The organism is Kitasatospora sp. NPDC093806 (assembly GCF_040683335.1).
Classification (GTDB): Bacteria; Actinomycetota; Actinomycetes; order Streptomycetales; family Streptomycetaceae; genus Kitasatospora.
In genome coordinates this window covers 63,022-88,476 of record NZ_JBFBDO010000001.1, presented here as the reverse complement: position 1 = coordinate 88,476, position 25,455 = coordinate 63,022, and the positions used below count along the sequence as shown (strand labels likewise).

Genomic DNA, 25,455 nt, shown 5'->3' with positions numbered 1-25,455 from the left:
CCGAGCATGCAGAACGAGGACGGCCGTATCTTCCGTGAGGCGTGGATCGCCGGGGTGGTGAAGCACTACCCCGGCGAGCCGAAGGCGGGGTATGTCGCGCCCTGGGAGGAGACGCCGGAGTGGGAGCGGCAGGCGGCTGCGGCGGTGTTCGGGCAGGTGCGGGACTTCGTGGCGGTGAGTGGCGGTCGGACCGGCAAGCTGAGCCGGGAGCAGAAGGGCCGCTTCGTCGCGCTCTGCTGGATCGCGCAGATCCACAAGCACATCGCGGATCCGAAGCCGAGCTACGTCGCTGACTGGGACGCCCTGCCGAAGTGGCAGCAGGAGACGGACGCCGACATCTTCGAGCACATCGAGCGGACGGTCTGAAGCGCGCGGAGTAGGAAGTCGGCCCGGCCGACTTCCTACTCCTGGAGTCTGCCTGCCCTGCCTTTCCTGGTCACGCGCCCAGGAGGCGGGAGCGGACGGCGGCTATGGCGGTGGTGGTGACGCCGGCGGTGAGGAGGTAGGGGGTGGGGGAGAAGTCGGTGAGGGTGGTGGTGACGGCGGCTTCGGCGGTGGTGCCGGCTTCGGCGAGGACGGCGTCGATGCGGCGGTACTGGTCGGGGAGGCCCAGCATGCCGTAGAGGGGGCGGACGTTGGGGGCGCTCTGCAGGTAGTCGGCGACGATCTCGGCGGGTTCGACGTCGGCGAGGGCGAGCAGCAGGAGGGCGGCGAGGCCGGTGCGGTCGCGGCCGGCGCCGCAGTGGACGACCAGGCCGCCGGGGCGGGCCTCGGCGATGGTGGTGATCAGCCGGGCGGCGGCGTGCGGGCAGTGGTCGAGGTAGGGGCGCAGGGCGAGCGGGGTGCCGTCGAGGTGGCCGTAGGTCTCCCACCAGGCGGGGCCGGCGAGTTCGTCGAGCGGGACGCGGATCAGGTCGACGCCGTCGGGGAGCGGGAGGAGCGGCTTGTACTCCTCGATGTTGCGCAGGTCGACGATGGTGCGGATGCCGTGGTCGAGGAGGGCGTCCCAGCCTTCGGCGGTGAGGCGGTCGAGGTTGTCGGCGCGGACGACGGCGCGGTGGGCGGTGCGGGCGCCGGTGGTGGTGCGCAGTCCGCCGAGGTCGCGGACGTTGAGACAGCCGTCCCAGACCAGGGTGCGGTCCTCGGTGGCGGTGGTCTGCGCGTCTGCCCGGCTCATCGGTTCCCCGTTTCCTCGACGGGGGCCCGTTACCCCCTCGTTATATGGACTATCGGTGGGGAGGGATGGTTCCTGGGATGGTCGGACGATACGAGTGGATCAGGCGGCGGTCTCGGCGGTGACGAGCTTCGCCATCGGCTCCGCGGCGTGCTGGCCGAGCACCGAGCCGGCGGCGATCGCGGCGACCAGCAGCGCGGTGGACAGCCAGGCCATGGTCGCCACCGGCAGGGTGAAGGCGCCGACCACCCGGGCCGCGCACTCGGTCAGCAGCGCGGTGCCCCAGATCGCGGAGAAGGTCCGCTCGTGGCGGCGGAAGGCGCGCGAGCCGTCCGCCCGGCCGGCCGCCAGCCGGTCCCAGGCGGCGTCCCGGGCCGCGTCGCCCTTGGTGAGGAAGGGGCGCAGCGCGGCGGACATCAGCGGGCGGGCGGTCAGCGCGGAGCCGAGGACGGCCAGCGCGAGGCCGCCGCTGAGCACCGCGTCCTTGGCGAGCATCAGCCGGGCGTCGCCGCTGACGGTGGTGAGGGCCAGGCCGAGCAGGTTCACGCCGAGCATCAGCGCCGCGAACAGGTTGAGCGAGCGCTCCCGGAGCAGGCCGAGGGCGGTCCGGGCGGCCGGGATGGTGCCGCTCCAGGCGAGCGCGGCGAACTCGCTCATCCCGAAGGCCGAGTGCAGCAGGTAGAAGCCGGCCAGCGGGGCGGCGATGTCGAGGGCGAGCGGGCGGAGCGCGGTGGTGAGCGGGTTCGGGGCCTTGGCGACGGTGGTGGTGCCGGCGGCGGTGGCTGCGATCTGGCTCATGGTGGGTCCTCCCCGGACGGACTGGTGAAGCGGGCTGCGGCGCCCCTTCGTCGTGCCTCCAGTCTTCCGAGCCGGCCCCCTTGCGCAGCAGTGTCGTCCGTTGCCCGATCCGCATGACAGTTGTCATGGTGCGGAGGGTGACGGCGACCGGTCAGCGGTCCGGGGCGGCGAAGTCCCAGAGCGGCCGGCCGAGGGTGTCCAGGCAGCGGACGGCGGCGAACCGTTCGTCCCCCGCCGAGAGGAAGCCGTGGGCGACGCCGCGCAGCACCGTCCGAGCGGCGGCGTCCGCCCGCGTCCAGGCGCCGATGAGCACGAGCAGCCCGTCGGTCAGCTCGGCGCGCTGGATCCGGGCCACCGGGACGGCCAGCAGGGTGGTGTTGACCTGCTCCAGTTCGGCGGGGGTGAGGTAGGGCGCGCCGTCGACGGCGTCCCGGTCGCGTTCGGCCCGGCGGCGCAGCTCGGGCAGGCCGTAGTGGCGGACGGCGGCCACCGAGTCGTCCAGCGCGACCCGCCAGCGCGGCCCGGGCAGTACCTCCCACCAGACGTCCTCGCCGACCGGCAGCACCTCGCCGATCCGGGCCCGCCAGGACTCGATGCCGTAGACGGCGCGCGGGTCGGGGCGCAGCCGGGGGAAGGCGGCGGCGGTCCAGGCGGAGCGGCGGACCAGGCTCAGGTCGAAGGTGTAGCGCACCCGGCCGTCGGTGCGCTGTTCGACCAGGCCGAGCAGGGCCCAGTGGGTCTCGTCGGGGAGATGGAAGGTCCGGGGTCCGCCGGTGAGGCCCAGGAGGCGGAGGGCGGGCGCGAGGTGGTCGCGCAGCCCGCGCTCGTAGAGCTCGTGGGCGGGGGACATGGCGGTTCCTGGGGTCGGGCGGAGGAGCGGGAGGTCCGGGGCGGCCGGGGCGTACGGCGGGGAGGGCGTGCGGCGGCCCGGCGGCCGGACGGATCGTCCACCTACAACGTAGGCAGGAGGGCGGCTGTAGGGCCGCAGGCGAAGGCCAGCAGGCCGTGGGACCTTCGCCCCGAAGGCGGGTTGCCTTGGTCCGGTATGACCGGCGCACACCGGTCGGTGGGTAACGGTCCGGGTTCGCCGGGCCGGGGCGTTCGCCTGAATGGCGCATCATGTGGCGGGTGCAGAGTGCAGAACGCCCCGGAGCGGGCACCGACAGCCCCGTCGGCCGGTCCGGACCGGTCCCGACGTCAGGCCCGCCACCAGGTCCGCCCACGGGTGCGGCCGCCACCCCCGTCGATCTGACCGCGGCGGTCCGGGCCGCGCAGGACGGGGACGAGGAGGCCTTCCGGCTGTTGTTCCGCAGCGTGCAGCCGGGGCTGCTCCGCTACCTGCGGGTGCTGGTCGGGGGCCGGCCCGAGGACGCCCAGGACGCCGAGGACATCGCCTCCGAGGCCTGGTTGCAGATCGCCCGCGACCTGGGCTCCTTCACCGGGGACGGGGACGGCTTCCGGGGCTGGGCCGCCACCGTCGCGCGCAACCGGGCCCTCGACCACCTGCGGGCCCGGCGCCGCCGGCCGGTCGCCGACCTGCCGTTCGACTTCCTGTTCGACCGCGACTCGGGGGACGACACCGCGGGCGCGGCGCTCGCCGCCGTCGGCACCTCGGACGCGCTGGCGCTGATCTCCCGGCTGCCGCGGGACCAGGCCGAGGCGGTGCTGCTGCGGGTGGTGCTGGGGCTGGACGCGGAGAGCGCGGCCGAGGTGCTCGGCAAGCGGTCCGGCAGCGTCCGGATGGCCGCGCACCGGGGGCTGAAGCGGCTCGCCAAGCTGCTGGAGCAGTCCTTCGCACCGGGGGTGACGGGGGTGGTCGGGGTGGGTGTCCCGGCGGCCCGGACGGTGCGGGACGGCGGTCGGACGGGTGCTCGGGAGGGCGCCGGAAGATCCGCGAAAAAAAATTCTCCGCAGGGTGTGACAGAACGCCGGGCCGCGACGCTGAAGGACATGAGATGAGCACCAACCGACCCCGTCGGATCGACCGTGACACCGCCGAGCAGCTGCTCGCCGGTGCCGTGGGCGGCCCGTCGGCCGGGCAGGACGCCTCGCTCACCGGTTCGGACGGCAGCCCTGGGTATGCGGGGATTGCCCGTGTGCTCGCCGCCGCGGCGGCTCCGGTGACGCAAGGCGAACTGGCCGGGGAGGAAGCGGCCCTGGCCGCGTTCCGGGAGGCCCGTCTCGCGCCCGTCCCAGCAGTACTCGCACCCGCACCCGTCCGGAGACGATCGATGGCAACCGCCGCGCTGACGAAGGCCTTCAGTACGAAGGCCGTCGCCGTCGTGCTGGGGGCCACGGCGCTCGGTGGGGTCGCGGTCGCGGCCGGGACGGGCAACCTGCCGTCACCGCTGGGAGGCGGTTCGGGCGAACCGGACCACCGCCCGGTCGCCCCGATCGCCTCCGGCCCGGCGTCCGCACCGGGGACGCGGTCCGGTGGGACGGCCGCCGCCGGCTCGACGGTCTCGCCGTTCGGGTCCGGTCCGTCGGGTGGAACCACCGGCTCCGGCCCGTCCGCCGGGGCCGACCGGCCGACGGTGCCGAACGCGCCCGCCGCACCGTCCGCGCCCGGCCGCGGGCAGTCGAACGGCGCGGTCCCGGCCGCGCTCTGCAAGGGCTTCACCGAGCGGGTGGGCAAGGGCGAACGCCCGCGCCAGCTGGCCACGGACCCGCAGTTCGCCGCCCTGGTGGCGGAGGCCGGCGGTCCGGACAAGGTGGAGGACTACTGCGCGCGGGAGCCCAAGGGGCCGGGCGACGACGGCCACACGGGCGACAAGAGCGACAAGAGCGGCAAGAACGACAGCAGCGACAAGGGCGGCTCCCGGCCCAACGGGAACGGCGCGGGCTCGGCCACCGGCTCCGGCGACAAGAGCCCCGGTGACTCCGGCTCCGGTTCGGCGTCCGGTGAGAAGAGCGGCGGTACGGGCAAGGAGCCCAAGGCCGCCACCGCACCGGCCTCGACCGGCTCGGGTTCCGGCTCCGGGCCGGGCCTCTCGGCCGCGCCGCCGGCACCGTCCGGCAGCGCGCACCCGAAGACCGACCGCACCGACAAACCCGACGACACCTCGACCAAGAGGTGACCCAGTTCTCCGGATGGGCGGCGAGCAAATCCCCCCGGGCCCGTCGCTCATCCGGACTGCACCACCCGTACCACCCGCACCAGCCGTAGGACCCGCACCACCTGCACACCCCGCTCCACCCGCTTCACCCGCTCCACCCCGAAGACCCCGAGTGGCCGGCCGGCCCCCCCGTGCCCGCCGTCCACCCGGCCGGCCCGACCGGACCGGCAGGCGCTCACCCCGGACGCGCCGCCGGACCGCAAGGCCGGACCCTCCGGTCCGCCCGCCCGCAGTCAGGGCGGACCGGGAACCCTCCGGGCCGCCCGCCCCGCAGTCGGGCGGCCCGGAACCCGCCGGCCCGCCCGCCCGCAGTCAGGGCGGGCCGGCACCCCGCTCGACCAGCACACACCTGGACCCGACCGTGACCGTCACCTTGCACGACCACGAGCCGGCGGCCGGGGATCCGCTGCCCGGTTCCCCGGCCGCCACCCCCTTGGGGGAGGCCGCCGAGACCACCACCGCCCCGGTGTTCGTGGACTCATCCGGCCGCCGACAGCGCCGGGTCCGGCGGCTGGGACTGCTGCTCGCAGTCCCGGCCGCCGGCTACCTGGCGCTGTTGACCAGCACCGTGCTCGGCGGTCCCACGGTCAGCGCGCCGTTCCTGCCGCTGCCGGCCGCGCCGAGCGCCGCCGCGCCCGCGCCGGAGCCGGCCGAACCCGCGCCGCCCCCGGTGCCGGAGATCACCGGCGAGCCCGGGCCGGACAGCGTCCAGCCCACCGCGGGCCCGCACGCCGCCCGTCCGACGGGCCCGGCGGGCACCGTGGCCACCGGCAAGCCCAGCGCCCCGGGCCCGGAGCCGCCCGCCCCGCCGCCCGCCCCGCCGGCCGGCCCCGCCCCGGTGACGACGGGCGCGCCGACCCCGGGCGGCAACGCCAACGGCGGCGGCAACGGCGCCACCGCCGCCCCCGGCCACGGCCGCCCCACCGACGCGCCCGGCAACTCGGGGAACGCCGGCAACTCCGGCAACGCCAACGGCGGCAAGCCCGCCAAGCCGACCCCCACACCCTGACCCCGGCTCCCGAGTCACTCCGGCACCCGGTCAACGGCCCCGGCCCTCCCGAAAGCAGCACCGCACCGTGAGCGCACCCCGCCGAAGAGCCGGCCGAGCCCCCGCCGCCCCGCCCCGCGACACCCGGGGGACCGCCCAGCCCCGGCGCAGGGGCCGTCGCGGCGTCGTCCGCCAGGGCCCGCTGCGCGCCCACTGGCTGCTGTTCACCGCCGTCCTGCTGGCCCTCGCCGCCGCCCTGCTGCTCCAGGGCTACACCCAGCACCTCTTCGACGCCCGCCCCGACCAGTCCGCCCGCCCGGCCGGCCGGGCGACCGTCCCCGCGGAGGTCCGCACCGGCGGCCCGGTGATCGACGCCGGCGGCCCCCGCCCGCGCAGCGCCGCCCCCGCCCGCGGCACCATCGCGCTCACCTTCGACGACGGCCCCGACCCGCGCTGGACCGCCGAGGTCCTGGACACCCTGCGCCGGTCCGAGGTGCACGCCACCTTCTTCGTGGTCGGCACCCAGGCCGCCGCCCACCCCGAGCTGGTCCGCCGGATCGTCGCGGAGGGCCACCAGCTCGGCGTCCACACCTTCACCCACACCGACCTCGGCGCCCAGCCGGCCTGGCGCCGCTCGCTGGAGCTGCGCGAGACCCAGCTGACCCTGGCCGGCGCCGCCGGGGTGACCACCGCGCTGCTGCGCCCGCCGTACTCGTCCACCGCCGAGGCGCTGGACGACCCCGGCTGGGACGCCGTCCGGCAGGCCGGGCGGGAGGGCTACCTGACCGTGCTCAGCACCCGGGACAGCGAGGACTGGCGCCGTCCCGGCGTGGAGGAGATCGTCGGTGCCGCCACCGCCGGACGCGGCGACGAGGGCCAGATCGTGCTGCTGCACGACGCCGGCGGCAACCGCTGGCAGACCGTCGCCGCGCTGGACGGCATGCTCGCCCAGCTCAAGGCGCGCGGCTTCCGGTTCAGCACGGTGAGCGAGGCCGTCGGCCTGCCCGACCCGGTCCGCAAGGCCGGCGCCGCCGAGCACTGGCAGGGCCTCGCGCTGATCCAGGTGCTGCGGGCCGGGGGCTGGACGCTCACCGTCCTGGGCTGGCTGCTCTGGGCGGCCGGGGCGGTCAGCGTGCTGCGGGCGGTCGCCGTGCTGGTCGCCGCCCGCCGGCACAAGCGGCTGCGCCGCCGGCACCCGTGGGGGCCGCCGGTCACCGAGCCGGTCAGCGTGATCGTGCCCGCGTACAACGAGGCGGCGGGCATCGAGGCGGCGGTCCGCTCACTGCTCGCCTCCGACCACCCGGTCGAGGTGATCGTCGTCGACGACGGCTCCACCGACGGCACCGCCGACCTCGTCGAGGCGCTGCGGCTCCCGTACGTACGGGTGCTCCGGCAGGCCAACGCGGGCAAACCGGCCGCGCTGAACACCGGCATCGCGGCCGCCCGGGCGGAGCTGCTGGTGATGGTCGACGGCGACACCGTCTTCGAGCCGGACGCCGTCCGGATGCTCGTCCAGCCCTTCGCCGACCCGACCGTGGGCGCCGTCTCCGGCAACGCCAAGGTGGTCAACCGGGGCGGGCTGCTCGGCCGTTGGCAGCACATCGAGTACGTGGTCGGCTTCAACCTGGACCGCCGGCTGTTCGACCTCGCCGAGTGCATGCCCACCGTGCCCGGCGCGGTCGGCGCCTTCCGGCGCTCCGCGCTGCTGGCCGTCGGCGGCGTCGCCGAGGAGACCCTCGCCGAGGACACCGACCTCACCATGGCGCTCTGCCGGGACGGCTGGCGGGTGGTCTACGAGGAACGGGCGCGGGCCTGGACCGAGGCGCCCGCCTCGCTGGGCGCGCTCTGGCGCCAGCGCCACCGCTGGTGCTACGGCACCCTGCAGGCGATGTGGAAGCACCGCGGCGCGCTGCGCCAGCGCGGGCAGGCGGGCAAGCTGGGGCGGCGCGGGCTGCTCTACCTGCTGGTGTTCCAGGTGCTGCTGCCGCTGCTCGCCCCGGTGGTGGACGTCTTCGCGCTGTACGGGCTGGTGTTCCTGGATCCGGTGCGGATCGCCGGGATCTGGGCGGCGTTCCTGCTGGTCCAGTTGCTGATGGGGGTCTACGCGTTCCGGCTGGACCGGGAACGGCTCGGGCCGCTCTGGAGCCTGCCGCTGCAGCAGTTCGTCTACCGGCAGCTGATGTACCTGGTGGTGATCCACTCGGTGTTCACCGCGCTGGCCGGGTCGCGGCTGCGCTGGCAGCGGATGCAGCGCTACGGCAGCCTGCGGGTGCCCGCGCGGCCGGACCAGCCGGTCTTCGTCGACTCGGCCCCCGGACCGGTCGCCGTCGGCGGCTATCGTGCACACGAGCACGACACGGTCCGGGACCCCGGGCAGGGCTTCTGAGGGGAGCGGTTCCAGTGATCGGACGGGCGCTGAACGGGCGTTACGAACTCGTGGAGATACTCGGCGTCGGCGGCATGGCCACCGTCTGGCGCGGGGTGGACCACGTGCTGGGCCGTCAGGTGGCCGTCAAGGTCCTCAACGGGGGCCTCGCCGACGACCCGCGGTTCGCCGAGCGGTTCGGCCGGGAGGCGCAGCACGCCGCGATGCTGGTCCACCCGAGGATCGTCATGGTCTTCGACTCGGGCGTGGACCAGGGCGCGCCGTACATCGTGATGGAGCTGGTGCAGGGCCGTTCGCTGGCCGCGCTGCTGGCCCAGCGGCCGGGGCTGCCGGTCGAGCAGGCGGTCGGGATCGCGGCGGCGGTCTGCGAGGGCCTGGCGCACGCGCACGCCGCCGGGCTGGTGCACCGGGACATCAAGCCCGGCAACATCATGATCACCGACGACGGCGGGGTGAAGGTCGTCGACTTCGGCATCGCCCGGGCCGGCTCCTCGCACAACCTCACCCAGACCGCCTCGGTGCTCGGCACCGCCGCCTACCTCTCCCCGGAACAGGCCACCGCCAGCCCGCTGGACGGCCGCACCGACCTGTACGCGGTCGGCTGCGTGCTCACCGAGATGCTCACCGGCGCGACGCCGTTCACCGCCGAGACGCCGGTGGCGATCGCCTACAAGCACGTCGGCGAGCAGCCGCTGCCGCCGTCCGCCCGGCGCCCCGGCCTGCCGCCCGCGCTGGACGCCGCGGTGCTGCGGCTGCTCGCCAAGAACCCGGCCGCCCGCCCGCCGGACGCGACCGCGGCGCGCGCCGAACTGCTCGCCTGCGTCCCGGGGTTGATGGTCTCCGACCCGACCGCCGAACTCCTCGCCGCGGCCCCGCTGCCGCCCGCCTTCCCGGTCCCCGACCAGCAGCACACCACCCTGCTGCCGCCCACCCCGCGCGACGTCCCGGCGGCCACCTCGGTGATGGCGGCCGTCCCGGCGGCCCCGCTGCCGATGCCGGAGCCCGTCCAGGAGAACCGCCGCAAGCCGCTTGTCCTCGGCGCGCTCGGCCTGGTCGGCATCGCCGGCGCCGCGATGCTCGCCCTCACCGCCTTCGACGACCCGGCCGCCCCGGCCGCCAAGCCCGCCGCCGGCGCCCCCGCCACCACGGCCGCCGCCACCCCCACCCAGCCGCCGGCCGCGACCCCCACCCCGACCGCGTCCGCCACCCCCACCACCGCGGCCCCCACCACCCCGCCCGCGCCGCACAACCAGACCCCGCTGGTCCAGATCAACGCCCTGCGCCAGAGCATCGCCCAGACCCAGGTGGAGAAGGACCGCAACCGCCAGATCGACCTCCTGCGCACCCTCGACGAGGCCACCGCCCGCCTCAACGAGGGCCAACCCGACGAAGCCGCCCGCGAGTTGAGGGGCGCCCAGAAGACCGTCCGCGACCTCGCCAAGAAGCACGCCATCGACGGCCAGACCTACCAGAACTGGAACTCCCGCCTCTCCTCCCTCATCACCTCCCTCAACGCCTCGGCCGACGCGGAGGACTGATTCCCCGACGAGTGGCCGGTTCCGGTCGTGGACGGGATCGTCCAGGTCTGGACCCTGTCGGTGAATTGCCCCGTTCGGCACGCTCGATCCCATGTATCTCGTTCACGCCGCTCTGCGTCGCCCGGCGGACGGGCGGGCGCTTCCGCCCGGGGTCCGTGGTCTGCTGCTGGCCGCCCGCTGTCCCGGGGAGGGGATCGAGCACGTCGTCGTCCACCGGGAGGCCGTGCCGCACCCCGTGCTGGGGGTGTTCCTGCTCGCGGGGTCGCTGGTCGAGGCGGAGCGGCGGGTCGCGGTGTTCTGCGACCGGGTGCTGGCCGGGGTGCCGGAGCTGGCCGGGTGGCGGGTGGAGCGGGCGGAGGCGCCGTTGGTCGGCCCGTTCTACGAGCGGTTGCTGGCCGCGCCCGGTCCGGCTGGCCGGAACGGTCCAGGGACGTTTCCGTCCACCGGGGAAGCCTTCCCGGGGGCCTGAGCGGCGAGCAGAGTAGGGGATGTCGGAGGGAGCGCCACCGCGGGGCGCGAACACCGGAAGCCCGAAAGCCGCCAGCAGGTCACCACCCCGAAGAGGAGCCCGTCATGTTCCGCACCGTCACCGTCAAGGCCGCCGCGGTCACCGCCCTCGCCCTCGCCCTGACCGGTCTCGTCCCCGCCGTCGCCTCCGCCGACATCATCTGGGACGGTCCGGGCGCCACCCCCACCGCCCCGGTGACCGCCCCGGCCACCCCCAAGGCCGCGCCCGTCGCCCCCGCCGTCGCCCCCGCCGCCGCGTCCGCCGCCGCGGACGACATCATCTGGGACTGACGCTCAGGCGCCGAGGAAGCGCTGCAGCTCGGTGAGCACGTAGTTGGCCCCGGTGTAGCCGATGCCCTGGAACCACAGCTGGTCGTCCACCGGGAACGCCCGGTGCCCCTTGACCGCCTCCAGGCCCTGCCAGGCCGGACTCGCCAGCGCGGCGGTCCTGCCGGACCGGACCGGGTCCCCGTAGGTGCCGTACAGCAGCAGGTCGCCGTCGGCCTTCGCGAGTTGGTCGGCCGGGACCTCCAGGTCGAACTGGTCGACGTTCTGCGCGTCCGGCCGCCCGAGGCCGACCTCGGTGAGCAGTGAGCCCGGGAAGTTCTGCTTCCCGTACAGCCGGATCCCGCCGCCCTCGACGAACCGCACCAGGCTGACCTTCCGCCCGCCCGCGCGGGCGTTGGCGAGCGCGGTCACCACCTGGTTGACGTGCCGCTGGTACGAGGCCGCGAACGCCGCCGCCGCGTCCTGCCGGCTGAGCGCCTGGGCGTGCGTCTGCGCGTCGGCCTTCCAGTTGGCGCCGGTGCCCTGGGTGAGGACGGTCGGGGCGATCGCCCGCAGCGCGTCGTACCGGGCGCCGTCGCGGGCCTGGTCGGAGAGGACGAGGTCCGGCCGGAGGGCGCGGATCGCCGCGAGGTCCGGGTCGCCGACCGGTCCGACGGAGGAGATCGGGGCGAGCCGGGAGGCGGGCCAGTAGTCGGGGAGGGCCGGATCGGCGGCCGCCCGGGCCGCGCCGACCGGGGTGATGCCGAAGGTGAGCGCGGAGTCCAGTTCGGCGGTGCCGAGGGTGACGACCCGCATCGGCGCGCCGGGCACGGTGACCGGCCCCATCGCGGTGGAGACGGTGACGTCGGGCAGCGGGGTGGGGGAGGGCGCCTCGGCGGCGACGGCCGCGAGGTCGACGGGCGGGGGCGCGGCGCGCCGGGTGGTGCAGCCGGTGAGCGCGCCGGTGGTGAAGGCGGTACCCCCGAACCCGCCGAGCGCGGTCAGCAGGGTGCGGCGGGAGATCGGGGGCATCGGCAACCTCCGGCGGCGGACGAGGGGGACGGCAGCGCGTCGATTATGTCCGAATCGAAGCGGGAAAAGGCGTTAAATGTCCGCCTTGACCGCCCATGGCGCGCCCGGCACCACCAGCGGCGTCCCGGTCACCGGGTCCGGCACCACCACCGAGTCCAGCCCGAACACCTCGCGCACCAGTTCCGCCGTGACCACCTCGGCCGGCGGTCCCTGCGCGACGATCCGCCCGTCCCGCATGGCGACCAGGTGGTCGGCGTACCGGGCCGCCTGGTTGAGGTCGTGCAGCACCGCGACGACGGTCCGCCCGCGCTCGACGTTGAGCCGGCGCACCAGGTCCAGCACCTCCACCTGGTGCGCGATGTCCAGGAAGGTGGTCGGCTCGTCGAGCAGCAGGATGTCGGTGCCCTGGGCGAGCGCCATGGCGATCCAGACCCGCTGCCGCTGCCCGCCGGACAGCTCGTCGACGCCGCGCTCGGCCAGCTCGGCGGTGGAGGTGCGCTCCAGCGCCTCGGCGACCGCCGCCTCGTCCTCCGCCGACCACTGCCGCCACCAGCTCTGGTGCGGCTGGCGGCCGCGCGCCACCAGGTCGGCCACCGCGATGCCCTCGGGGGCGGTCGGCGACTGCGGCAGCAGCCCGAGCCGCCGGGCGATCAGCTTGGTGGGGACGCGCGCCAGCTCCTCGCCGTCCAGCAGCACCGCGCCGCGGGCGGGCTTGAGCAGCCGGCCGAGCGCGCGCAGCAGGGTGGACTTGCCGCAGGCGTTCGGGCCGACGATGACGGTGACCCGGCCGTCCGGGATCCGCAGGTCCAGCCCCTCGGCGACGGTGCGGGCCTCGTAGGCGAGGGTCAGGTCCCGGGCTTCGAGCCGATGGGCCGGCTCCGGCTGACCGGGCAGCCCCGGCTGGGCGGGAGTCCCCGGCTGAGCGGTCGGCTCCGGCTGGGCGGCGGGCATCAGGAACCTCCACGGCGGGATCGGAGCAACAGCCACATCAGGTACGGCGCGCCGACCAGCCCGGTCACCACGCCGACCGGCAGTTCGACGGGCGCCAGCAGCCGGCGTGCCACCAGGTCGGCCAGCACGACGACCAGCGCGCCGGTGAGCGCCGAGCAGAGCAGCGGGATCTGCGCGGACCGGGCCAGCCGGACGGCGATCTGCGGGGCCATCAGCGCGACGAAGTCCACCGGCCCGGCCGCGCCCGCCGCGCAGGAGGCGAGCACCACGCCGAGCAGCGCCATGCCGAGCCGGATCCGGTCCAGCCGCAGGCCGAGGCCGACGGCGGTGGCGTCGTCGAAGGAGATCGACCGCTGCGCCCGCGCCGCCCAGAGCGCCACCGGCGCGGCGGCCAGCAGCACCCAGGCCAGCCAGCCGGCCTGCTGGTAGCCGGAGCCGTTCAGGCTGCCGGTCATCCACACCTTGGCGGCCTGCGCCTGGAAGCCGTCGCCCTTGGTCAGGAACACCGAGGTGAGCGAGGAGAGCGCGACCGAGATCCCGATGCCGATCAGGACGAAGCGCTGCGCGTGCAGGCCGCGCCGCCAGGCCAGCAGGTAGACCAGCAGGCCGGCCGCAAGTCCGCCGGCCACCGCCGCGTACGGCACCTCGCCGGTGGAGCCGACCACGCCGTACGCCAGCAGGCCGACCACGGTGGCGGTGGCGCCCCAGGAGACGCCGACCACGTCGGGGCTGGCCAGCGGGTTGCGGGCGACGGTCTGGATCAGCGCCCCGGCGAGCCCCAGCGCGGTGCCGACCAGCAGGCCGACCACCACCCGGGGCAGCCGGAACTCGCCGACCACCAGCTGGTGCGGACTCGGCTGCCCGAGCACCACCTTCAGCACCTCGCCCGGCGCGACGGTGGACTCGCCCAGGCAGAGCGAGGCGACCGCGGTGGCGGCCAGCACCAGCAGCAGGCCGAGCGCGGCCAGCGCCGAGCGCCGGTGCAGCAGGAACGAGGCGCGCCCGGCGCGCAGCACGGTGTAGCCGCGCAGCGGCACGGTCGCGGTCACGCCGCCACCACCTTCCGCCGCCGGACCAGCGCGACCAGCACCGGCACCCCGACCAGCGCGGTCATCACCCCGGCCGGCACTTCGGACGGCGGGAAGAGGACGCGGCCGAGCGCGTCGGCGAGCAGCAGCAGCGCCGGGCCGAGCACGGCGGAGAAGGCGAGCACCCAGCGGTGGTCGGCGCCGGCCACCGCGCGGGCGGCGTGCGGCACGGCCAGGCCGACGAAGGCGATCGGGCCGGCCGCGGCGACCGCCGAGCCGGTCAGCACGGTGGCGCCGAGCGCGCCCACCGCCCGGACCGCCCCGGTCTTCGCGCCGAGCCCCTTGGCGGTGTCCTCACCGAGCGCCAGCGCGTCCAGGCCGCGGGCGACCGCGAACACCAGCACCGTGCCGACGGCCAGGAACGGCAGCAGCTGCCAGGCGACGTCGGCGGTGCGGCCGGAGAGCGAGCCGACGTGCCAGAACCGGAACTGGTCCATGGTGGCCGCGTCGGTGGTGAGCACGAGCGTGTTGAGCGAGGCGATGAAGGCGGACATCGCCGAGCCGGCCAGCGCCAGCTTGACCGGGGTGCTGCCGCCCCGGCCGCGGCCGGCGAGCGCGTAGACCACGACGGTGGCGAGCACCGCGCCCGCGAAGCCGAACCAGACGTACCCGGTGAGGGTGGAGATCCCGAACACGGAGATCGCCACCACCACGCCGGCCGCCGCGCCCTGGCTGACACCGAGGATGCCGGGGTCGGCGATCGGGTTGCGGGTGACGCCCTGCATGACGGTTCCGGCCAGGCCGAGCGCGGCGCCGACCGCGAGGCCGACCACCGTGCGCGGTACCCGCAGCTCGCGGACGACGACGGCGTTGGTGGTGTCCCCGCCGTGCAGCAGGGCGTCGAGCGTCTCGCCGAACGGGATGCTCCGGCTGCCGACCGCCAGGCTCAGCAGCACCGCGGCGGCCAGTACGGTCAGCGCGGCGGTGAGCCCCAGTATTCGGCGGCGCAGCAGGCCTCGTCTGCCGGGCGCGGTGGTGTCGGTCATGGCCTCTCCCGCAGATAGCTCAGGCAAACCTAAGTTCCCCGCGGAAGCCGGGGCAAATCGCCCCGCCAGGCCGGTCGGACGGTTGGATAGCCTGACGCCATGCCTGTGACCTCGGACGCCCCGCTCACCGTCGGCTTCGACCTCGACATGACGCTGCTGGACACCCGGCCCGGAATCCGGGCCACCTACCTGGCGCTGTCCGCCGAGACCGGCGTGCACGTCGACGCCGACCTGGTGGTCACCCGGCTCGGCCCGCCGCTCCTCGACGAGCTGCGCAACTGGTTCCCGGAGCAGGGCCTGGACGCGGTCGCCGACCGCTACCGCACGCTGTACCGCGAGTACGCCTTCGCGCCGACCGTCGCGCTGCCCGGCGCGCACGCCGCGCTGGACGCGGTCCGCGCGCACGGCGGCCGGGTGGCCGTGATCACCGGCAAGTACGAGCCCAACGCCCTGCTCCACCTGGAGCACGCGGGGATGCGCGCGGACGCGGTGGTCGGCGACCTCTGGGCGGAGACCAAGGGCGAGGCGCTGCGCGAGCACGGCGCCACCGTCTACGTCGGCGACCACCTCGGCGACATCCGGGGCGCCCGGTACGCGGGCGCCGTCGCGGTGGGCGTGACCACCGGCCCGTACGGCGCCGAGGACCTGCTGGCGGCGGGCGCGGACGTGGTGCTGCCCGACCTCACCGGCTTCCCGGCCTGGCTGGCCGGCCACCTCGGGGCGGCCGGCGCGGAGGGCTAGGCCTCGGCGCGGGCCCGGCGGCGCTGGGCCCGCGCGGAGAGCAGCAGCCCGGTCAGGGCGACCAGGAAGCCCAGCGGCATCAGCATGCTGAGCCAGTACGCGGCCGTCGGCAGCGGCGTCAGGTGCAGGAACAGCGGGACGAAGGTGACCAGGGTGGCGAGCGCGCCGAGCCCGAAGACGATCGTTCCGGTCTTGACGTAGACGTCGCCGCGGTCGGCGCTCTGGCTGCTCACGGGGCTTGCTCCTCAACGGCGGGGCGGGCGGGGTCGACTGCCGTCCCAGTCTCGCAGAGCCGTCCCGTCCGCCGTCGCCCGCGGGGCGCCCGGAACCGCTTCGCAGGCGAGCGGCCCGGTCACGTTGCGCAGTTTTCCGGGCGCTGGGAGTTTTGATCCCTGCTGGGCGGGGGTATGCAGGCTGTGCCGAGGGGTGCGATCAGTGCGCCCCGCTCTCTCCGACCGGGGGTGTGAGCCAGTGGAATGCGCCGAGTCGCGCCCCGGCCATGCCCGTCCCGGGTCGCCCGTGGCCGCCAGAGCTCCGCACGGATCTTTCGCGGAACACGGATGAGACAGTGACTGACCGTTAGTCTGCTCCTTACAGTCTGCTGACCGTACGCACCTCGCCGGGTGCGTCCCCCCAAGGTCGGCCGGCACTCCCACCACCCAGTGATCCCCGGCCAGGGCCGGGATCCCTCACACCCACATCGAGGACTTTCGAGATGCCCACCGGCCAGGTCAAGTGGTTCAACGAGACGAAGGGCTTCGGCTTCCTGTCGCGCGACGACGGCGGCGACGTCTTCGTCCACACCAAGGCGCTGCCCACCGGGATCACGTCGCTGAAGCCGGGCCAGCGGGTCGAGTTCGGCGTGGTCGCCGGGCACCGGGGCGACCAGGCGATGCAGGTCCAGCTGCTGGAGGCGCTGCCGTCGGTCGCCGCCGCCCAGCGCAAGACCCCCGACGACATGGCGGCGCTGGTCCAGGACCTCATCACGATGATGGACGCGGTGCTGCCGGGGCTCCAGCACGGCCGCTACCCGGCCAAGCCGGCCGGGCAGAAGCTGGCCGTCCTGCTGAGGGCGGTGGCCGACCAGTTCGACGTCTGACGGCTCCCGGGGGCCCGGCGGCCCCCGGGGGAGCTCAGAAGTCCAGCGCGCCCGGGCCGAGCGGGGGCACCAGCCCCTCCGCGGCGGCCCGGGTGAGCAGGGCCCGCACGGCCGCGTGGCCCTCCTCGCCGAGGTCCGCGGTGAACTCGTTCACGTAGAGGCCGATGTGCTGGTCCGCGACGGCCGGGTCCATCTCCTGGGCGTGCGCCAGCACGTACTCCCGGCTGGCCGCGGGCTCGTCCCAGGCCTGCCGGACGGACGCCCGGATCGCCGCGGTGAGCTCGCGCAGCCGCTCGGCGCCCAGCGAGCGCTTGGCGATGATCGCGCCGAGCGGGATCGGCAGGCCGGTCTCCCGCTCCCAGGCCTCGCCCATGTCGGCGAGGCAGCGCAGCCCGTACTCCTGGTACGTGAACCGGGCCTCGTGGATGACCAGACCGGCGTCCACCCGGCCGTCCCGGACGGCGGGCATGATCTCGTGGAACGGCAGGACGACGACCTCGCCCAGGCCGCCCGGCACGGCGGTGGCCGCCCAGAGCCGGAACAGCAGGTAGGCGGTGGACCGCTCGGAGGGGACGGCGACCGTCTTGCCGGTCAGGTCCTCGCCGCCCTCGGGGCGGGTCAGCACCAGCGGGCCGCAGCCGCGGCCGAGCGCGCCGCCGCAGGGCAGCAGGGTGTACTCGTCCAGCACCCAGGGCAGCGCCGCGTAGCTGACCTTGAGGACGTCCAGTTCGCCGCGCTCGGCCAGGCCGTTGGTGACGTCGATGTCCGCGAAGGTGACCTCGGGGGCGTCCGCGCCCGGGACCAGGCCGTGCGACCAGGCGTGGAAGACGAAGGTGTCGTTGGGGCAGGGCGAGTACGCGATGCTCAGCCGTTCAGCCACGGCCGGCCTCCTTCGGCTCGTCGGCGCGGTCGTCTGCGCGCTGGTCGGCGTCGTCGTCGACACCGGGGTGGGACTTCAGCAGTTCGGGGTAGGGCAGGGCGGCGAAGGCGCGCTCCAGCGCGGCCAGCGCCTCGCCGATCCGCCAGGCGGCCCGGTCGCGCGGGCCCACCGGGTTGGAGACGGTGCGCAGCTCGAACGCCGGCACCCGGTGCCGGGCGGCCGCCTCGGCGACCCCGAACCCCTCCATCGCCTCGGCCACCGCGTGCGGGTGGCGGGCGGTCAGGGCGGCGGCGCGCTCGGCGCTGCCGGTCACCGTCGAGACGGTCAGCACGGTGCCGGTGACGACGCCGCCGTCGGCGGTGGCCGTCAGGGCCTCGGCGGCGAGCGCCACGGCGGCCGGCGCCGGGGTGTGCCGGACCGTCCCGAAGCCCAGCTCGGTGACGTCGGCGAAGCCCTCGGGCGTCTCGGCGCCCAGGTCGGCGGCCACGATCCCGGTGGCGAGCACGGTCGAGCCGATCGGCGCCCGCGGGGCGAAGCCGCCGGCGATCCCGGCGGAGACCACCAGTCGGTAGCGGTCCGCGGTGAGCGCGGTGGCGGCGGCCGCGGCCGCGGCGCCCGGGCCGACCCCGCCGGCCAGCACGTCCACCGTCACGCCGGACGGGTGCGCGACCCGGTCGAGCCCGCCGCCGGGCAGCGCCACCCGGACCGGGTCGGCGGCCGGACCGGCGGTCAGGCCGCGCAGTACGGCGGCGGCCTCGGCCGGCACCGCGACGACGACGAGCAGCCGGGCCCGCGCGGGGCCCGACTGCTCGTCGGAAACTCGTACCGTCACCGGTCGACCGTCAGTCGGCCTGGGTGTTCAGCTGGAAGTACCACACGCCGTAGATCGCGTCGGGGGCCTTCGGGTCGGTCTCGACCACGGTGATCAGGGTCTTGCCGGAGGCGTTCAGCGCCTTGCTCGCCGGGACGGAGCCCGAGTAGGTGGCGTCCTTGGCCGCCGAGGCCAGGATGAACCGGCCGCCCTGGCCCTGCTGGCCACCGTTGGTGTTGGCCCACCAGCCGTGCTCGGCCACCTCGGGGCTCACGCCGACGCCGATCCGGTCGCTGACCGTCACGTCGGACTTCGGGAGGCTGCCGTCCTCCAGGGCCTTGCCGGCCTTGTCCTGGCACTCCTCCTGCTGCTGCTCGGTCAGCGGCTGGCCCGCGTTGAAGCAGAACGGGTCCGCGACCAGCGAGGAGTTGCCGACCACCAGGGTGGCGCGGTGGTCGCTGATCTCGTGCTGGTTCGACGCGTACGCGATGGACCCGCCGACCGTGCCGGCGGCGATGACGACGACGGCGCCGAGGCCGGCGACTGCGCGGGTGCTGAGGCTCATGCGTCAGAGGCTACCGGGCTTTCCCGATCACGCTACGCGGGGGTCGGCAACCGCGTGTTGTGGCCCGGTATGTCCCCGACCGCGTTCCAATGGGCCGCTACGCCACCCGGGGCGCGGCCGGGTGGTGCCGCACGCCCACCCGCAGGAGCGAACGGACCGTCCAGAGCAGCATCGCGCCGAGCACGGCGGCCGCCACCGAGAGGCCCAGCCCGCCGTTCAGCGGCAGCAGGATGCCGACCGCGCCGCCGGCCACCCAGGACAGCTGGAGCGCCGTCTCGGAGCGGGCGAAGGCGGAGGTCCGCACCGACTCCGGGACGTCCCGCTGGATCAGCGCGTCCAGCGACAGCTTGCCCAGCGAGGCCGCCATCCCGGCCGTCCCGGCGACCAGGACCACCGTCGCCGCCCCGTACCAGAGCGCGGCGGCGGCCGTGGCGCAGCCGGCCACCAGCAGCATCACGGTGACCGTCACCTCCGGGCCGCGGGTGCGCAGCAGCGAGCCGAGCAGCGACCCGAGCGCGTTGCCCGTCCCGGCGGCCAGCGCCACCAGCCCGAGCGCCAGGGTCGGCCGCAGGCCGCCGATCGGGTCGTCACGGAGCAGGAACGCCAGGAACATCACCAGGAAGCCGACCAGCCAGCGCATCGCCGCCATCGCGCGCAGCGCCAGGATCACCGAGGGGCCGACGGTGCGCAGCGAGGCCCGGGGCTTCTGGGCGGCGGCCGCCGGTTCCGGGGCGGGCGGCGGCGCGGCCTTGCCGTGCAGCAGGCCGTGGTGCCCCGGCGGGTGCTCCTCGGCGTGCAGCACGGCCCGCTGCTCGCCCTTCGCCGAGTCCACCGCGTGCGGCAGGTGGAAGGCCATCAGGGTGCCCGCCACGAAGACCAGGAAGGCGCCGCGCAGCGGCCAGCCCGGGCCGATCAGGTGCAGCAGCCCGCCGACCCCGGCCGCGACCATGGTGGCCAGCAGCCCGGCCAGGGTGACCCGGGAGTTCGCCTTCACCAGGGACAGCCGGCTGGGCAGCAGCCGGGGCACCACCACGCTGCGCACGACCCCGTACGCCTTCGAGGCGACCAGGACGCCGAGCGCCTCCGGGTAGAGCGCCAGTCCGCCGCCGACCACCACGCCGGCCATCGTCCAGGCGAGCACCGCGCGGGCCAGCATCGACATCGCCATGGCGGCCCGGCGGCCGTGCGGCAGCCGGTCCAGCAGCGGGCCGATCACCGGGGCCAGCAGGGCGAACGGGGCCATGGTGACCAGCAGGTAGAGGGCCACCCGGCCGCGGGCCTCGCCGGTCGGGACGGAGAAGAAGATGGTGGAGGCGAGCGCGATGGTGATCAGCATGTCGCCGAAGGCGTTCAGCGCGTGCAGCTCGATCAGCTTGGCCAGGCCGGACTCGCCGGCGCCCTCGGCGGCGGTGGCCCGGCGGATCCGGCGGCCGGTGCCGTGCACCACCTTGCCGGTGCGGGAGCCGGCGGCGGAGGCGGTGCGGACCAGGAAGTGGCGGCGGGGTTCCCCGTCCGCCGGCTCGGGCTCGCCCGGTTCCGGGGACTCGTCCGCGGTGGGACCGGGCTCGGGCTCGGTGACCTCGGGAGTGGCCTCGGGTCCGGTGGAGGCGGGCCCGGTGGCGGCGGGTCCGGTGGGCTCGTCGGCCGGGGCGGCGGGCAATGGAGAGGGGTCCACCGGCTGCGGTTCGCCCGCAGCGTGGACCGGAGGCTGCTGTCGCGGCACGGCGTTCGCCTCGTCGGGACTGCCGGCCTGCGAGGCACGCAGTGCGTGCTGCGACGGGTGTTCGTCCGCCACATGCCCATCCTGCCCCAGAATCGCGGCGGTGACGCGGGATTCCGCTTCGCGCGGCGCGGCCGGAACCGTCCTCGGACACCCTCCGCGGGGCTCGCGGACGCTCCCGGACCCGCCCCGGACTGTGCCCGGTGGCCGACCGGCGGGTAGCCTGCCCAGGAGCCGCCCGAGGGCCCGACCGGCGCCGGCCGGACCTGACGAGCGGCGCGGCCGGTATCCGGGGCGGGCCGCGGTCGCGCAGAATGGACGAGGGCAACCGAGCCGCGACGGAACGGGCAACACGCCGTGGGTGACAGAAGAACTGGGAGAGAATCGACGCCGTGAGTGCTGCGATGCGAAGCCGTACCCCTGATCGGCTCTGTGCCGAGGCCGTCGAACTCGCCCGCCAGGCCGCCGAGGAGGCCGTCGGCGCGGAAACCGTCGGCGCGCACCTGGGCGCCCAGGCGGAGGCCGACCGCGTCGTCACCCACACCTTCGAGTGCCTCGACGCGGCATACCGGGGCTGGCACTGGGCCGTCACCGTGGCGCGCGCCCCGCGCGCCAAGAACGTGACGCTGGACGAGGTCGTGCTGCTGCCCGGCTCGGACGCGATCCTGGCCCCGCAGTGGGTGCCGTGGAGCGAGCGGCTGCGCCCGGGCGACATGGGCCCCGGCGACCTGCTCCCCACCGACGCCGACGACCTGCGGCTCGAACCGGGCTGGACCGGCGAGGACGAGCCCGCGCCGAACTCCGCGGTGGCCCAGGCCGCCCAGGAGGACGTGCTGGTCTCCGACGCCGACTCCGACGTCCAGCAGGCCCCGGCCCGCGCCCGGATCGGCGCGGTCGCCGACGAGCTGGGCCTGGGACGCAGCCGGGTGCTCTCCCGGCTCGGCCTGCACCTGGCCGCCGACCGCTGGGAGAAGGCCCACGGCTCGCAGACCCCGATGGCGCAGTCCGCCCCGGCCTCCTGCGTCAGCTGCGGCTTCCTGGTCCCGATCGGCGGCTCGCTCGGCCAGGCCTTCGGCGTGTGCGGCAACGAGTTCGGTCCGGCCGACGGCCAGATCGTCTCCTTCGCGTACGGCTGTGGCGGGCACTCCGAGGCGGCCGTCATCCCGGCCCCGCCGGCCCCCGCCGAGCTGATCCTGGACGAGCTGGTGGTCGAGCCGCTGGCGCTGCACCCGGACCGGCTCTCCGGCTCGGTCGAGCCGGACGCCCCCACCGAGGAGCTCGGCCACTCCTGAGCCGCGACAGCCGCGCCGGCCGCGATGTCTGCGACCTCGGCCCGTCCCACTCCGGTGGGGCGGGCCGACGCCGTTCCGCCCCCCGGTGGCCGGGGGCGTGTCCGGGTCGGCCGTTCCGGCAGGGAAGAATGCCCCTCGTAGTGCACAACAGGGCGGCGGAAGGCGGCAGGTCCAGTGGAACCTCGGATCATCGGCAGCGGCACGGACGAGCACCTCACCGACCCCTTCGGCAGCGCCGGACTGCGTCGGCGGGTGCTGGACGCCTGGGCCGCCTCCCCGGCCCGGTTCCGGGAGGACGCCAACGCCGAGGAGGAACTCGCCCTCGGCGGTTACCGGGACCGGCTGGTCGTCGAGCTGGCGCAGAACGCCGCCGACGCCGCGGTCCGGGCCGGGCGCGGCCCCGGCCGGCTGCGGCTGACCCTGGCGGACGGCGTGCTGGCCGCCGCCAACACCGGCGCGCCGCTGGACGCCGCCGCCGTCGAGTCGCTCTCCACCCTGCGCGCCTCCTCCAAGCGGGAAGGCGTCGTGGAGGGTGCCGGGCAGAGCACCGTCGGCCGGTTCGGCGTCGGCTTCGCCGCCGTGCTCGCGGTGACCGACGAACCGGCCGTGCTCGGCGGCGCCGGCGGGGTGCGCTGGTCGCTCGGCGAGGCCCGCGCGCTGGCCGAGGCGCAGCCCGCGCTCGCCGACGAGCTGCGCCGCCGGGACGGCCACGTGCCGCTGCTGCGGCTGCCGTTCGCCGCCGAGGGCCCGGCGCCCGAGGGCTACGACACGGTGGTGGTGCTGCCGCTGCGCGACGCGGCCGCCGAGGACCTCACCCGCCGGCTGCTGGCCGGCATCGACGACGCCCTGCTGCTCACCCTGCCCGGCCTGACCGAGGTCGTGGTGGAGACCGCGGAGGGCACCCGGACGCTCACCCGGACCGCCGCCGAGCCGCGGCCGGACAACATTTCCCAGGTCACCATCACCGACGACGGGGGAGCGCGGCCGCGGCGCACCGTCTGGCAGACCGCCGGCGCCGCCGGGGCGCTGGCCCCGGAGCTGCTCGCCGACCGGCCCACCGAGGAGCGCGCCCGCCCGTACTGGACGGTGACCTGGGCGGTGCCGGTGGCCGAGGACGGCGCCCCGCAGCAGCCCGGGATCGCGCCGGTGCTGCACGCCCCGACGCCCAGCGACGAGCCGCTCGGCCTGCCCGCGCTGCTGATCGCCTCCTACCCGCTGGACTCCACCCGCCGACACGTCGCGCCCGGCGCGCTCGCCGACTTCCTGACCGAGCGCGCCGCCGACGCCTACGCCGACCTGCTGCGCGCCCGGGGCGGCGACCTGGGGTCGCTCGGCCTGGTGCCCGGCCCGCTCGGCCAGGGCGCGCTGGACAACGCGCTGCGCGGCGCGGTGCTCTCCCGGCTGCCCGGCACGCCGTTCCTGCCGCACCCGGCGCCGGTCGAGGAGGGCACGCCCGCGCTGCGGCCGCGGGACGCCACGCTGCTGGAGGGCGCGGACGGCTCGGTGGTCGAGGCGCTGGCGCCGATCTTCCCCGGCCTGCTGCCGGCCGGCCTGGAGCGCCGCACCGAGCTGCGGGTGCTGAACGTGCGCCGGGTGCCGCTCGCCGAGGTGGTCGACCAGCTCGGCGGCCTGGACCGGGAGCCCGCCTGGTGGCGCAACCTGTACGCGGCGCTCGGCGGCGCCGACCCGGAGGCGCTCGGCGCGCTGCCGGTGCCGCTCGCCGACGGGCGGACCGTCACCGGCCCGCGCCGCGTCCTGCTGCCCTCGGACGACGCCGACTGGGCGGCCTTCCCCGGCTACCCGGAGGCGCTGGCCGACGCGCTCGCCGTGCTCGACCTGCGGCTGGCCCACCCGGAGGCCGCGCACCCGCTGCTGGCCAAGCTGGGCGCCGGCGCCGCCACCCCGGCCGGGGTGCTGGACACACCCGAGGTGCGGGCCGCGGTCGCCCGCTCGCACGAGCTGGCCGAGGACGACCCGGACACCGCCGCCGACCTCGCCGAGGCCGTGCTGTCCCTGGTCAAGGCGGCCGCCCCGGCGCCCGGCGAGCACCCCTGGCTGGCCCGGCTGGCCCTGCTCGACGACGAGGGCGAGCCCGCCCGCGCCGGTGAACTCCTGCTCCCGGACAGCCCGCTGGCCGCGCTGGCGCGCGAGGACGAGGCCGGCTGGGTGGACGAGGAGCTGCTGGAGCGCTGGGGCCCGGAGGTGCTCGCCGCGGTCGGCGTGCCGGCCGAGTTCGTGCTGGTCCGCGCCGAGGACGTGGTGCTCGACCCGGACGACCTGGAGCGGCTCGACCCGACCGCGCCCGCCGACCGGGCGGCCGGCGGCCACCCCACCGGGCTGATCGACGAGGCGCCGGACGGCCTCGCCGACTGGGCGGAGGAGGTGCTGGAGACGCTGCACGCCGACGACGCGGACGCGCTGGGCGTCCCGCCGGTCGCCGCCGAGCTGCTCGCCGTCCGCGACCTCGACCTGGTCGACGACGACGCCTGGCCGCAGGCGCTGGCCGCGCTGGCCCGCCCGCCGTACCGGGACGCGGTGGTCACCCCGGTCCGCGCGCTGCTGCCGGACGGCTCGTACGCCGACCTGCCGCCGTACACCGCCTGGTGGTTGCGCGACCACCCGGTGCTGGACGGCCGCGAGCCCGCCGGGCTGCGCGCGGCCGGGGCCGACCCGCTGCTGCGCGGCCTCTACGACGAGGCGCGCACCACGCTGGACGAGCAGTTCCTGCACGCGCTGGGCGTGCGCACCACGCTGGCCGCGCTGCTCGCCGAGCCGCACGGGCCGGACGAGGTGCTGGACCGGCTCGCCGACCTGGACGCCGAGGTCGGCCACCGCCAGCTGCACGGCATCCACAGCGCGCTGGCCCGGGTCGAGGCGTCCCGGATCGAACCGCTGGACGTGGTGCGGGCGGTGCCGCCGCTGGACCGGACCATCGGCCGCCGGCCGGACCGCACGGTGGTCGTGGACGCCACCGAGGCGGTCGTCGCCGACGCCCCCGACCTGGTCCAGCTCCTGCACGACCACCCGCTGCTGCCGGTCGCCCCGGCGCTCGCCGCAGACCTCGCCGAGCGGCTGCACGTCTCGCTGGCCAGCGAGGTGGCCGGCGGGCGGGTGCTCTCCGAGGGCACCCTGCACCGGGTCCCGGCCGTGGTGCGGGAGCTGCTGCCCGGCTGCCCGGTCGCGTACGAGGAGCACGAGGAACTGCTGGTGGTCGGCCCGGACGGCGAGGAGGCCGCGGTGGACTGGCGCTGGGACACCGGCGCGCAGGCGCCGGAGGCGCCGTACGACCCGGAGTCGGCCGAGGAGGCGGACGAGGACGACGAGTTCGAGGTGCCGCCGGTGCCCGGGCTGCTGCACGCCGCCACCCCGGAGGGGCTGGCCGCCGGGCTGGCCTGGTCGGTGGGGCAGTGGCACCGCCGGTTCGAGGTACTGGCCGCGCTCAGCGAGCCGGACCGGGCCTACGAGCTGTCCGCGGCCCGGGACTTCGAGGGCTGAGCCGCCCGCTGCTCCGGTACC

General features: G+C 76.1%; 24 protein-coding genes. 12 read left to right on the top strand and 12 right to left on the bottom strand.

The window, feature by feature from the left end; all coding sequences use genetic code 11:
- Positions 1 to 6 precede the first annotated feature (6 nt).
- Positions 7 to 366: a hypothetical protein gene (locus AB0N76_RS00415; protein WP_363551940.1), complete on the top strand. Its 360-nt coding sequence runs from the start codon at positions 7 to 9 to the stop codon at positions 364 to 366.
- 70 nt (positions 367 to 436) lie between these two features.
- On the opposite strand, the gene AB0N76_RS00410 is transcribed toward AB0N76_RS00415, so the two are convergent.
- The 3 genes from AB0N76_RS00410 to AB0N76_RS00400 all read right to left on the bottom strand — a co-directional run bounded on the left by AB0N76_RS00410 (position 437) and on the right by AB0N76_RS00400 (position 2,822).
- Positions 437 to 1,177 carry a tyrosine-protein phosphatase gene (locus AB0N76_RS00410; RefSeq protein ID WP_363551938.1) on the bottom strand — a complete coding sequence of 247 codons (741 nt, stop codon included), beginning with the start codon at positions 1,175 to 1,177 and terminating at the stop codon, positions 437 to 439.
- A gap of 99 nt (positions 1,178 to 1,276) precedes the next feature.
- A complete protein-coding gene (locus AB0N76_RS00405) occupies positions 1,277 to 1,972 on the bottom strand; it encodes a VC0807 family protein (RefSeq protein WP_363551936.1) in 696 nt (231 codons plus the stop codon).
- 151 nt (positions 1,973 to 2,123) lie between these two features.
- Entirely contained in the window at positions 2,124 to 2,822 is a 699-nt protein-coding gene (locus AB0N76_RS00400) for a hypothetical protein (protein ID WP_363551934.1), read from the bottom strand.
- Positions 2,823 to 3,220: 398 nt separating this feature from the next.
- Here AB0N76_RS00400 and AB0N76_RS00395 point away from each other — a divergent pair, with 398 nt between their 5' ends.
- The 7 genes from AB0N76_RS00395 (at position 3,221) to AB0N76_RS00365 (ending at position 10,798) form a co-directional block, all read left to right on the top strand.
- The gene (locus tag AB0N76_RS00395) at positions 3,221 to 3,931 is read left to right on the top strand and encodes an RNA polymerase sigma factor (protein ID WP_363552231.1); all 711 of its coding nucleotides are present in this window, start codon (positions 3,221 to 3,223) and stop codon (positions 3,929 to 3,931) included.
- Positions 3,928 to 5,049 (top strand): hypothetical protein, encoded by a 1,122-nt coding sequence (locus AB0N76_RS00390; RefSeq protein ID WP_363551932.1) that lies wholly within the window; start codon positions 3,928 to 3,930, stop codon positions 5,047 to 5,049. The genes AB0N76_RS00395 and AB0N76_RS00390 overlap by 4 nt, the downstream gene beginning before the upstream one ends.
- A gap of 400 nt (positions 5,050 to 5,449) precedes the next feature.
- Positions 5,450 to 6,097: a hypothetical protein gene (locus AB0N76_RS00385; protein WP_363551930.1), complete on the top strand. Its 648-nt coding sequence runs from the start codon at positions 5,450 to 5,452 to the stop codon at positions 6,095 to 6,097.
- Between the two features lie 67 nt (positions 6,098 to 6,164).
- Positions 6,165 to 8,462 carry a bifunctional polysaccharide deacetylase/glycosyltransferase family 2 protein gene (locus AB0N76_RS00380; RefSeq protein WP_363551928.1) on the top strand — a complete coding sequence of 766 codons (2,298 nt, stop codon included), beginning with the start codon at positions 6,165 to 6,167 and terminating at the stop codon, positions 8,460 to 8,462.
- Between the two features lie 14 nt (positions 8,463 to 8,476).
- A complete protein-coding gene (locus tag AB0N76_RS00375) occupies positions 8,477 to 10,000 on the top strand; it encodes a protein kinase (RefSeq protein ID WP_363551926.1) in 1,524 nt (507 codons plus the stop codon).
- 91 nt (positions 10,001 to 10,091) lie between these two features.
- Complete coding sequence (locus AB0N76_RS00370) at positions 10,092 to 10,469, top strand: hypothetical protein (RefSeq protein WP_363551924.1); 378 nt, start codon at positions 10,092 to 10,094, stop codon at positions 10,467 to 10,469.
- Positions 10,470 to 10,573: 104 nt separating this feature from the next.
- Positions 10,574 to 10,798, top strand: a complete 225-nt coding sequence (locus AB0N76_RS00365; RefSeq protein WP_363551922.1) for a hypothetical protein — start codon at positions 10,574 to 10,576, stop codon at positions 10,796 to 10,798.
- Between the two features lie 3 nt (positions 10,799 to 10,801).
- Here the strand turns inward: AB0N76_RS00365 and AB0N76_RS00360 are convergent, their stop codons facing one another.
- From AB0N76_RS00360 to AB0N76_RS00345, 4 genes are all read right to left on the bottom strand, one after another.
- Positions 10,802 to 11,806 carry an iron-siderophore ABC transporter substrate-binding protein gene (locus AB0N76_RS00360; protein WP_363551920.1) on the bottom strand — a complete coding sequence of 335 codons (1,005 nt, stop codon included), beginning with the start codon at positions 11,804 to 11,806 and terminating at the stop codon, positions 10,802 to 10,804.
- A 72-nt stretch (positions 11,807 to 11,878) separates the two neighbouring features.
- Positions 11,879 to 12,757: an ABC transporter ATP-binding protein gene (locus AB0N76_RS00355; RefSeq protein ID WP_363551918.1), complete on the bottom strand. Its 879-nt coding sequence runs from the start codon at positions 12,755 to 12,757 to the stop codon at positions 11,879 to 11,881.
- The gene (locus AB0N76_RS00350) at positions 12,757 to 13,806 is read right to left on the bottom strand and encodes an iron chelate uptake ABC transporter family permease subunit (RefSeq protein ID WP_363551916.1); all 1,050 of its coding nucleotides are present in this window, start codon (positions 13,804 to 13,806) and stop codon (positions 12,757 to 12,759) included. Before AB0N76_RS00350 ends, AB0N76_RS00355 begins: the two co-directional genes overlap by 1 nt.
- A complete protein-coding gene (locus tag AB0N76_RS00345; RefSeq protein ID WP_363551914.1) occupies positions 13,803 to 14,831 on the bottom strand; it encodes an iron ABC transporter permease in 1,029 nt (342 codons plus the stop codon). Before AB0N76_RS00345 ends, AB0N76_RS00350 begins: the two co-directional genes overlap by 4 nt.
- Before the next feature lie 99 nt (positions 14,832 to 14,930).
- On the opposite strand from AB0N76_RS00345, the gene AB0N76_RS00340 reads away from it, so the two are divergent.
- Positions 14,931 to 15,572 carry an HAD family hydrolase gene (locus tag AB0N76_RS00340; protein WP_363551912.1) on the top strand — a complete coding sequence of 214 codons (642 nt, stop codon included), beginning with the start codon at positions 14,931 to 14,933 and terminating at the stop codon, positions 15,570 to 15,572.
- On the opposite strand, the gene AB0N76_RS00335 is transcribed toward AB0N76_RS00340, so the two are convergent.
- Positions 15,569 to 15,805, bottom strand: a complete 237-nt coding sequence (locus AB0N76_RS00335) for a hypothetical protein (protein ID WP_363551910.1) — start codon at positions 15,803 to 15,805, stop codon at positions 15,569 to 15,571. The genes AB0N76_RS00340 and AB0N76_RS00335 overlap by 4 nt on opposite strands.
- A gap of 482 nt (positions 15,806 to 16,287) precedes the next feature.
- Between AB0N76_RS00335 and AB0N76_RS00330 the strand changes: the two genes are divergently transcribed.
- Complete coding sequence (locus AB0N76_RS00330) at positions 16,288 to 16,671, top strand: cold-shock protein (protein WP_363551908.1); 384 nt, start codon at positions 16,288 to 16,290, stop codon at positions 16,669 to 16,671.
- Positions 16,672 to 16,705: 34 nt separating this feature from the next.
- Here the strand turns inward: AB0N76_RS00330 and AB0N76_RS00325 are convergent, their stop codons facing one another.
- The 4 genes from AB0N76_RS00325 to AB0N76_RS00310 form a co-directional block, all read right to left on the bottom strand.
- Complete coding sequence (locus AB0N76_RS00325; protein ID WP_363551906.1) at positions 16,706 to 17,551, bottom strand: 1,4-dihydroxy-6-naphthoate synthase; 846 nt, start codon at positions 17,549 to 17,551, stop codon at positions 16,706 to 16,708.
- Complete coding sequence (locus tag AB0N76_RS00320) at positions 17,544 to 18,383, bottom strand: futalosine hydrolase (protein ID WP_363551905.1); 840 nt, start codon at positions 18,381 to 18,383, stop codon at positions 17,544 to 17,546. Before AB0N76_RS00320 ends, AB0N76_RS00325 begins: the two co-directional genes overlap by 8 nt.
- 10 nt (positions 18,384 to 18,393) lie before the next feature.
- The gene (locus AB0N76_RS00315) at positions 18,394 to 18,927 is read right to left on the bottom strand and encodes a hypothetical protein (protein WP_363551903.1); all 534 of its coding nucleotides are present in this window, start codon (positions 18,925 to 18,927) and stop codon (positions 18,394 to 18,396) included.
- 97 nt (positions 18,928 to 19,024) lie between these two features.
- Positions 19,025 to 20,374: an MFS transporter gene (locus AB0N76_RS00310; RefSeq protein ID WP_363552229.1), complete on the bottom strand. Its 1,350-nt coding sequence runs from the start codon at positions 20,372 to 20,374 to the stop codon at positions 19,025 to 19,027.
- Between the two features lie 677 nt (positions 20,375 to 21,051).
- Here AB0N76_RS00310 and AB0N76_RS00305 point away from each other — a divergent pair.
- On the top strand, positions 21,052 to 21,939 hold the full coding sequence (locus AB0N76_RS00305) for a DUF3027 domain-containing protein (RefSeq protein ID WP_363551901.1): 888 nt from the start codon (positions 21,052 to 21,054) through the stop codon (positions 21,937 to 21,939).
- Positions 21,940 to 22,113: 174 nt separating this feature from the next.
- Positions 22,114 to 25,434: a molecular chaperone Hsp90 gene (locus tag AB0N76_RS00300; protein ID WP_363551899.1), complete on the top strand. Its 3,321-nt coding sequence runs from the start codon at positions 22,114 to 22,116 to the stop codon at positions 25,432 to 25,434.
- The last annotated feature ends 21 nt before the right edge of the window (positions 25,435 to 25,455 follow it).